The sequence below is a fragment of the Ruegeria arenilitoris genome (assembly GCF_013030265.1).
GTDB lineage: Bacteria > Pseudomonadota > Alphaproteobacteria > Rhodobacterales > Rhodobacteraceae > Ruegeria > Ruegeria arenilitoris_E.
Genome location: NZ_WPZQ01000015.1, coordinates 60,812 through 69,126, shown reverse-complemented (window position 1 = coordinate 69,126; position 8,315 = coordinate 60,812). Strand labels below are relative to the sequence as shown.

Genomic DNA, 8,315 nt, shown 5'->3' with positions numbered 1-8,315 from the left:
CCTAATCTGCACATGCCCGCCCATGTCAGAATACGAAGAAGCCGCTGAGTAATAGGGAAAACAAAAAATCCCCCGCCATGAGGCGGGGGAAATCGAAAACGGGCAGTGCCGCAACTGGCGATGCTCATATTTTGCAGATGGAGGAACAATGAAACACTATGTCCTCAAGAACGGTCAGGATCATCTGGCCAGAACTGCATCAACGACAGCTGAAAGAATACAGCAGATCGATGTAATCCTGGCTGATCCGGACGCGCGCGCGTCTGCAGAGATGGTCGTTGACTTTTATCGCGCCCTGAATGATCTGATCGAAGATCATACCTATTTTGTGAATATTCGCGTGTTCGCAGAGGATCCCGTCGACGGACCATTGTATTGGGCCGGGCGAACGGCAATCTTCTGGGGAGATTTGCGAACGCGCTGGCACTTTGAGGGAAGGGATCTGGCGTGGGCCTCTCAGATCCTCAACCTCTCATCCCGTACGGTCCTTGTCGGGGGGGCGGTGCTGCTGTTGGCCCAGGCCGGGCACGCAGACAAGACGATGGCAGCCATTCATCCGAACTTTACAGCAGCAGCGCGCGAAGGTGGATTGAGAGACGGTGGCCGGAGCGCCCATTTGTCCAGCGATGGCCGCAAGCATAGTGCATCATCGCGGCTGAGTGCCCTGCGGTTGCTCTCAGATCTCGTTTCTCAGGATCATGGTGAGCATCTGGCGGATACGTTGCGTGGCTACATTGGCCTGACGGAGCCGCGACGGAAATGTGAAAGCCAGCTTGCGCATCGGCTGATCCAGCGCTCAGGCGCAGACCCTCTGGTCAGGCAGGCTTTGGAAACCATGCTGGAACATGTTGAAGATCCGCTTAGAATACCTGACTTGTCAAAGGTATTGGGAACATCGACACGTCAGCTTCAGCGTCGTTTCCTGAGTAAGACCGGCGTCAAACTTCTCACAACCTATCGAGAGCTCCGACTGGAACGCGCTCATAGTCTGCTTAGACATACGGACATGTCGCATCGGGAAATCTCGACGGCCACTGGTTTTTCATCAGTTACAGCCTTGGGGCGCTCGTTCCGTTCGCACTACAGGATAACGCCTGAAAGCGTTCGCAATCAACGGTTTGCTGGACAACTGTCAGAGATCAATGCTCTGGGTTAGCTGGTGACAAGCGAGTCAGATGTGCGACCGAGTTTCTTAATGCACTAGGGGGTGAGAGGGCATGAGATCAGGTATTGGTCTCTCTGACGCGATCAGCCTCCGGCAGTATAGGCCTGAGCCTTGTCGAAATCGCGTCTCTGCAGATCTTCCGGCAAAATCCAAAACTCGATCATTCCTACATCGCAGAACATGAAATTCATGCCGCGGTCGCTGTCCAGCGCCAGCAGACGGATGCCCGAGCCACAGGTTGCGTTGGTCTTAAACTGCGTATGACCCAACATCATATGCTCAGACTGGGTTGCAGACGGACATAGCGTTTCGTCGAAGAACTCATACAGTTCGGATGGCAGCAGCGTGCGCATCTGTTCATCCGTCACTGCCTGTTGAACAACCGACAGCAAGGCATTTCTCAACTCGGTCTGCACCATAAAGCCATGCTTTGACTGCATTTCTTCGAGCCAGCTTGTGAACCATTGCCGCGTTTCGGGATCGGGAACCGCAAGATCGGCATGGGCGTCCAATCGTTCAGATACCTTTGCCAGCAGTGCCAGATGATTGGTCAGCCTGGCCATTGTGGTTTCGACTTTTTTCGAAAGCTCCTTTCCTTCTCGGCGCCAAAGTTCTTTTAACCGCCTGTTTTCCATCAGGCTGGCCAGCATATTACCCTCCAACTCCATCGCGAAACGGGACATGACCGCGCCACAAAATGGAAACCCGGCTTCGACGAGTTCGGGTTGGACCCAATATCTCCGGGTCGGGGCGGTTTCGGGATCATCTTCGGAGTTGTACAGAAGCTCGTTACCCACAACCGGCCGATGGCTTTTCTCAACCCGGTCAGGCAACAGTGCCTGCATCGCCCCTTTCTGAAGATCGTACGCCAAACTCAGCTTTGGCATCGGCATCGCGAAATCCCAAAAAAAGGTTTTGATCGGATGAGCGGATATGGGCCAGCACGGATAGCTGTTGATACCAGAACGATCAGAAACGCCACTGCCCTCAACATATCCGATGTCGGGTAACCGGGATGGGGGCGTTGCGGGTTCACCGGGCACCGCGCTCGCTGGCACAAAGATCACACGTGTGCTTCCCTCGTCTTCCCAGACCATATCGTCTTTCACGCTCGCGAAGAACAGGAGTAACCCATCCTCGGGCATTTCTTCACCCCCTTTTACACGGGGCAGTTCTGCGCAATCGATCTGGGCGAGAAAGTGCAACGGGGTCCCCGATTGCGGAGTGCGCGGCCAGGGGATGCTTTTGGGCAGACAGGGCATGCCACCCAACCACGAACGCCCAACCGGATCTGAGCCGATGGGCCAGGCACGCCTGAGATAAATCGCGTCCCGCGCCTCCTGATGCAGCTCCTCCAGCAGCTCTTCCTTGGTGGGTTCAGGTTGGGGCGTGGCAGCCCGTTCCGGTTTGGGGGTTGCCGCAGGATGCGACCGTGCTGGCCTTTCCGTATCCCAAAGCACCCGATCCGGTGGCGAATGCGTATCCAGCGCGCCCTTTAATTTGCGAAGCCATTTGATCCTGCCTGGATCGGTAAGCGCTGTGCGCCGAAGGTTGAGTATCCCAAACGCCAACTCGGACAACAGAACCAGGTTTCGCTGGGTTCCAAGGGGTAGCTGTACAATGACGTCAAACACGTCGGGTTCACGTGGGAATGTGGACAGGCCATTTGCATCGCGCGCCGTGCGGATGGCTTCTGTCAGAACGGCCAGTCGAGGATCTGACTTTATCCGTTGATCCGTAAAGTGGCGCAGATAGACAAACTCAATTCGGCGCCGCTGTACCTTGCTCCCGACCAAGGGGGCGAGAATTCGGCGAAACGCTCTTTTGATGCGGAGTATCGGTCCGACTGTGCGGTGCTTGGGCTCGACGCTGATCAGTGTCGCGATGAAGGAGTTGCGCTTGGCACCTGTCAAATCGCAAGCATCTGTCAGTGCCCGCCCAAGGCTGGTTGCCGTCAGTGACTTTTGAAAGATAGGAGGTACCCGCTGGTCAATTGCATAGGCGTTTTCCAGCAACTCTCTGAGGTGCTCTTTTTGTTCGGGCAGTGCTACGGTGGGGTCGATACCATAGACCTTCAAAATAGCCTTGCCGGTTTTGGATTTGCGATTATCCGCAAACATGCCGCCACTGCGGCTCAGATCCCACCGCAATCGGGCCAACAATCGCATCTTTTGCAGGCCGAGATTCTGATAGGCCGACTGCCAGAGCAGGAACCCCACCACAATAGGCACCAAAAGAAACAGGATCGGGATTACGCCAAAGACAATTGCAAAAATCAGGTCTTCGCGCAGCCAGAGAACCGCAATGAAGACCACAAAAATCTGGTAGTATCGATCAACGATCATCGATCACCTGCGGGTTTGAAGATGCGCGCGCTTATCCCGCTTGAAGTCGGCTCCGGTGAGATGCGGCTCAAATCTTGCAATGGGTTGATCGGCGTACAACCAAGATGGCCGCAGTTGCTCTGCGGATATTCGGCTGAACACGAACTGCGGCAACAGATCGGCTTCGACATGCGATCAGCTTTCAATAATCCAGCCGGAGCGAAGCCGCCTTTTGATGTTGTGCAGATTTTCTTGAATAGAGCTGAGTGCTTATCAGCAACAGAATAGCGGTGATCTGAACGCCTCTGAACAACATCGAAGCAGCGGTGTCGAGTTCGAAGTACCTCAGGATATCTGCGGCGGACATATAGAGGAAGATTGCCGGCACCACATAGAGAGCGGCGGTTTTGATATTAGCGGTGTTGGCGATATGGCCAATACGGTGGAACCAGCCTGTCAGGGGTTTGCGATGCATCTCAATGGCGGCCAGCAAGCTATGTGCGTTGTGATTGTTTGGCGACAGGGCCAGCGCGCTCAAAGCGGCGTCATGTGCCTTCTCGAAGTCTTTTTTGACCCAGAACGCCCATCCAATGGCTACATGATTGGCGCTGTCGGTCGGTGCAATTCTGAGGGCCGCTCTGGCATGGCGTTCTGCGCTTTCGGCGTCCAGGCGCAACGTTGCAAGTCTGGATGCAAAATAGTGAGGCGTATCATCGTCGGGATACAATGAAAGAAGCGTGTCGACGGCGGCAGTCAGTGCCTTGATATCATGATTGAGCAAGGCGTTCGCACATCGAATCTCAAGCGCATTCCTGTTTTCGGGATCAAGCCGTAAGGCTTCGTCCAGAGCATTTTTGGCAGCTTCGTCATCACCAAAAACCGTATCGATCGTGGCGCGCACCACATGGGCCAGCGGCAGATTGGGACCAAGCGCGAGGGCCTGGTCCGCGGCGCGTGACGCCGCAAAGTGCTTACCCAGTTTGAGAAGGCAGAAGGCCAGATGCGCATGCACAAGTGCGCTTTCGGGCTCTTCTTTCAACGCCTTGCGGAACAGCTCGAGCGCTTTGTCGTTATCGCCCCGGTCGGTGGCCGCTATGGCAAGCGGAAAATCTCGGTTCTGTAGCATCATGGTCAATTCAGATAGTAGGCCAGGCCGCCCATCGCCTCTCCGAGTGGTGGCAGGATTGCCAGCAGAAGTCCGGTAATTAGCCAGGACACAAAGACATACAGCACAGCAAAGGGCAGTCGCAGTTGCCCACGCCCCATTTCCTGCACGTGCAACTGATAAAGTTGGCGCTGCGCCTGAAAGCAGTAGCCCGAGGCGACAATCGCAACGACCAGCACGATGTTCAGCAATATCTGGTTGCCAAGCCGTTCGATGCTGCCTTTCTCAAAGCTGTCCTTAATAAAATCAATCAGCGCCAGCATCGGCGCACAAAACAGCACTGACGCCAATAGCACGCGGCCCTGTCGTTGCTTGTCGCGACAGCCCAGAAACTCGGCGTTGCGATACATCCAAATTGCACCGAATACCGGGCCCGCCAGAAACCCCGCAATCCATACCACATATGGCGCGGTAATTTTCGCGGGATTTGCATCCGGCAATATGTTGTCTGTGATATCCAACTGCATCAGCGACGCCCATCCACCTTGAGAAATTCGAGAACATCGTCGTAGCGCCCGCTTTCATTGCTATAGGTCGCGTGATTGCGCGCCGTTGTCAGCCAGTCGATGGTTGATGGGCGTACCTGCTTTGCCGCGGTCTCAAGCATCTGCATGTTGATGGGAACTTCACGATTGCTGGCAAGCGTGGCGTCAATCGCAAGATCTGTCGCCGCGTCGATGATCTGCGCAAGGTCCGCTCCGGAATAACCGCTTGTGGCGGCGGTGATCTTCTCGAAACGGACATTTGTTTCTGCCGGTCGCCCGGCCAGTTCCATACGCAGGATCGCTTCGCGGGCCGGAGCATCCGGAGGAGGCACAAAGAACATCCGGTCAAACCGGCCCGGGCGTAAAAAGGCTGAATCCATCGACCACGGAATGTTCGTTGCCGCCAGAACCAGAACCCCGTCATTTCGTTGGTTTACCCCGTCCATCTGCGCAAGAAAATGACTGACCATCTGTGAAACATGGGTCGAAGTGTGCCCGGACCGTTTAGAGCCAAGCGCATCAATCTCGTCAAAGAACAGGATGGTCGGAGTATTGTTCCGGGCCTGTTCGAAAATCGAAGTCAGACGCTGTTCGGCAACACCCCAATAGGGATCGAGGATGTCGGATATGGCAACGGATTGAAATCGGGCTCCACATTCGCCTGCGGTCGCTCTGGCAATCATGGTTTTACCGCAGCCGGGTGGGCCATACATAAGCACACCACCCCCGGACTTTTTTCGAAAACGAGAGAGCAGCCCCGACTGTTTGAAGGGTGCGATAATGCGCCGCTCGATGTCTCGTTTTACATTCTCAAGCCCGCCAACATCGGCAAACGAGATCTGATCATCCGTGTCTTCGGCGTCGGTGGTCGACTGTCCTCCGACGACCTGCAGACTCACTACATTTGCAGCCTCTTCCTCGATAGGTGCGGTTTCGGAGGTGGTGTCCGGAGTAGCGTCCGCTTCAGCCTCTACCGGTATCTGGTCTTCAGTCGCAGGGTGCCCCCAAAGTTCTGCTTCCTCATCCAACCCTGCCGTTGCAAAGACCTGAGCGACAAAGTTCCGGTCGTCTGCGGACCCTACGTCGTTGGGTTGGATGTCAAACGCTAGTTCCAATGCACGGCTGTCCAGACCCAAGGCCATGGCGCGGCGCATCACCGCCAGTCTGAGTGTCAGATTTTCAGGAGAAGCTTCGAGGCGTGCCAGCAAGTTCTTGAATGCAGTATCGGGCAATAACGGTCTCCGAAATCGGAATGGTGAACGAAAACAAGGTCAATGATCTCTAGTTGCGACTCAAATCTGTCAAAACAATGTCGTGTGGGTCCGAACTTTTGGTTAGTGCGCGCCTGCCCGCAATCGACGTGCACCCGGTGTTCACTATCTGCCCTCACGGGCATTCTTCTTTCGTCATATTTTTGACCCATAACGCTTTCATTCACGAGCTTGAAAACAACGGAATTTACCGCTGAATATGAGGAACTTCTGATAGATGAGTGAATTGATCATCCCGTCGATTTGTTTGACGAGCAGCCCCGGAGATACACGTGATACCGGGTGTTTTCTGGGAGGGGCCCCGCAGTTGCCCGATGGGATGGCATGGCCTCGCGATGGGTCGGGACGCCCTTTGGTCCATGTTGCGCAGATTGCGTTGCACGCCTTGCCCAGAAAGCTTGTGGTGAACGAGAATGAACTTGGCTTGCCTACCTTCCCAACCACCGGCACCATTTTTGTCTTTGCCGCGTGTGCTGACGAAGAATTCTACGAGATGGAAGAAGGGACGGTTCAGGTTCTTTACACCGAGAAGGATGTCTCAGGTCTTACGCCAGTATCACCGCCGCCGGATGCACCGGCATTTGGACCTGACGCTGCTGTAAGCCAAAACCAGCCATGGTATGATCTGCGCATCTATGCCCCCGAAGCATTGCAGATAGTTTCACTTCCCAAAAGCTATCCGCGCGTCCCGTTGCTGATCGGTGCTGATGTCACCTTGGGCACGGAAATGCAGCATTCGGCTCATGCACCGGTGGCTGATACCAGCACCCAACCAAAAATTTCATCCGATAGCTTTCAGCTTTGGAAAGACTGGTGCGCGGGGCAAATGCCTGCTTCAGACTACGCGGCCAAATGCAACAATCTGAAGCTTGTACCGAACTGGTTGCCAAACACCGCGCTCGGTATGTCCGGCAGCAAAACGGACGGGGATGAAAAAGAAATCAAGTATGGCGACTTTGGCGCCAATTTTACTTGGACCTGGATAATGGTCGAACGAATTGCCCTGACGCTTTGGGCGGAAACAGCCAGAGCGGTCGGGCGCGACGCAAAAGCGGGTGTGAGCGCATCGGGTTCTGACCCGCAGCAGGAAAGCTTGATCCAAAGGGTTGCATTCGCCCTGAAGCCCCCGCGTTTAGCGCCTGCAAACCTAAAGAACCAAAGTCTGTTGGCACGCCTCTTGTTCGCTATCAAAACGCCACCGCCCGTGGAGCCGAAGCCGCAACAGCCTGTTCGCAAGCGAAGCTGGCATGAAGCTCCGATTGCGGATATTTTTGGGGGTGATGTCCCTGAAACCTGCCGTGCCTGGGTTGAAGAGGCCGCCGCCCACGAACCTGTATCCGAAGTGCCGGTGGAACGCGCGGCTGCCTTTCGTGAATTTCTGATCGGCTTGGATGCCCGGATACCGGAAGTGATCCGGGACAAGGTTGAAACTCCGCGTAAAGACAAGAACGGCGAGATAGTCGAAGGTGACCCGATCATTCGCAACGTCGCGCGCAGCACCCTCAGCGAAGATTATGATGATGGGCAAGCAGCGATCGTGCTGGGCTCAATGTTGCAGAGGGGGCTTTTCGGTGGGCTTGAAAGCGCGTGGCCTTATATCATGGTCAATGGAGTTCCGGCCGGCATGACAGACGACATGTTGGGGCGCATGGACAATCGCGTTGGTTGCACACGTCACCGAATGTTCGGCGCCGGCTTGTCGATTCAAGACGCGCCTGAGCGGATGTCTGATAAAGTACTGTTGCTGGAAGTGGATACTGATGGCATGGCCAACATGATGTGGGGCGACAGCGGTGCGTTGCAGCTCTGGATCGACCCGCAGGCTTTGGCAGCAGGGCGGTTTGACACGGTCGAGGCGACGGCTGAGGGTTGTTAGCCAGCTTGCCATCAGCCACGCTCTTGTAC

6 protein-coding genes are annotated in these 8,315 nt (G+C 55.3%); 2 read left to right on the top strand and 4 right to left on the bottom strand.

Annotated elements, in window-relative coordinates; translation table 11 throughout:
• The first annotated feature begins 148 nt into the window (after positions 1–148).
• Entirely contained in the window at positions 149–1,156 is a 1,008-nt protein-coding gene (locus GOX61_RS21670) for a helix-turn-helix domain-containing protein (protein ID WP_170337094.1), read from the top strand.
• Positions 1,157–1,248: 92 nt separating this feature from the next.
• Here the strand turns inward: GOX61_RS21670 and GOX61_RS21665 are convergent, their stop codons facing one another.
• The 4 genes from GOX61_RS21665 to GOX61_RS21650 all read right to left on the bottom strand — a co-directional run bounded on the left by GOX61_RS21665 (position 1,249) and on the right by GOX61_RS21650 (position 6,371).
• Positions 1,249–3,510 (bottom strand): DUF1963 domain-containing protein, encoded by a 2,262-nt coding sequence (locus GOX61_RS21665; protein WP_170337092.1) that lies wholly within the window; start codon positions 3,508–3,510, stop codon positions 1,249–1,251.
• A gap of 181 nt (positions 3,511–3,691) precedes the next feature.
• The gene (locus GOX61_RS21660) at positions 3,692–4,615 is read right to left on the bottom strand and encodes a tetratricopeptide repeat protein (RefSeq protein WP_170337090.1); all 924 of its coding nucleotides are present in this window, start codon (positions 4,613–4,615) and stop codon (positions 3,692–3,694) included.
• Positions 4,616–4,620: 5 nt separating this feature from the next.
• A complete protein-coding gene (locus tag GOX61_RS21655) occupies positions 4,621–5,121 on the bottom strand; it encodes a hypothetical protein (protein WP_170337088.1) in 501 nt (166 codons plus the stop codon).
• Positions 5,121–6,371 (bottom strand): ATP-binding protein, encoded by a 1,251-nt coding sequence (locus GOX61_RS21650; RefSeq protein WP_170337087.1) that lies wholly within the window; start codon positions 6,369–6,371, stop codon positions 5,121–5,123. The genes GOX61_RS21655 and GOX61_RS21650 overlap by 1 nt, the downstream gene beginning before the upstream one ends.
• A 256-nt stretch (positions 6,372–6,627) precedes the next feature.
• On the opposite strand from GOX61_RS21650, the gene GOX61_RS21645 reads away from it, so the two are divergent.
• On the top strand, positions 6,628–8,286 hold the full coding sequence (locus GOX61_RS21645) for a DUF1963 domain-containing protein (RefSeq protein WP_170337085.1): 1,659 nt from the start codon (positions 6,628–6,630) through the stop codon (positions 8,284–8,286).
• Positions 8,287–8,315: the final 29 nt, after the last annotated feature.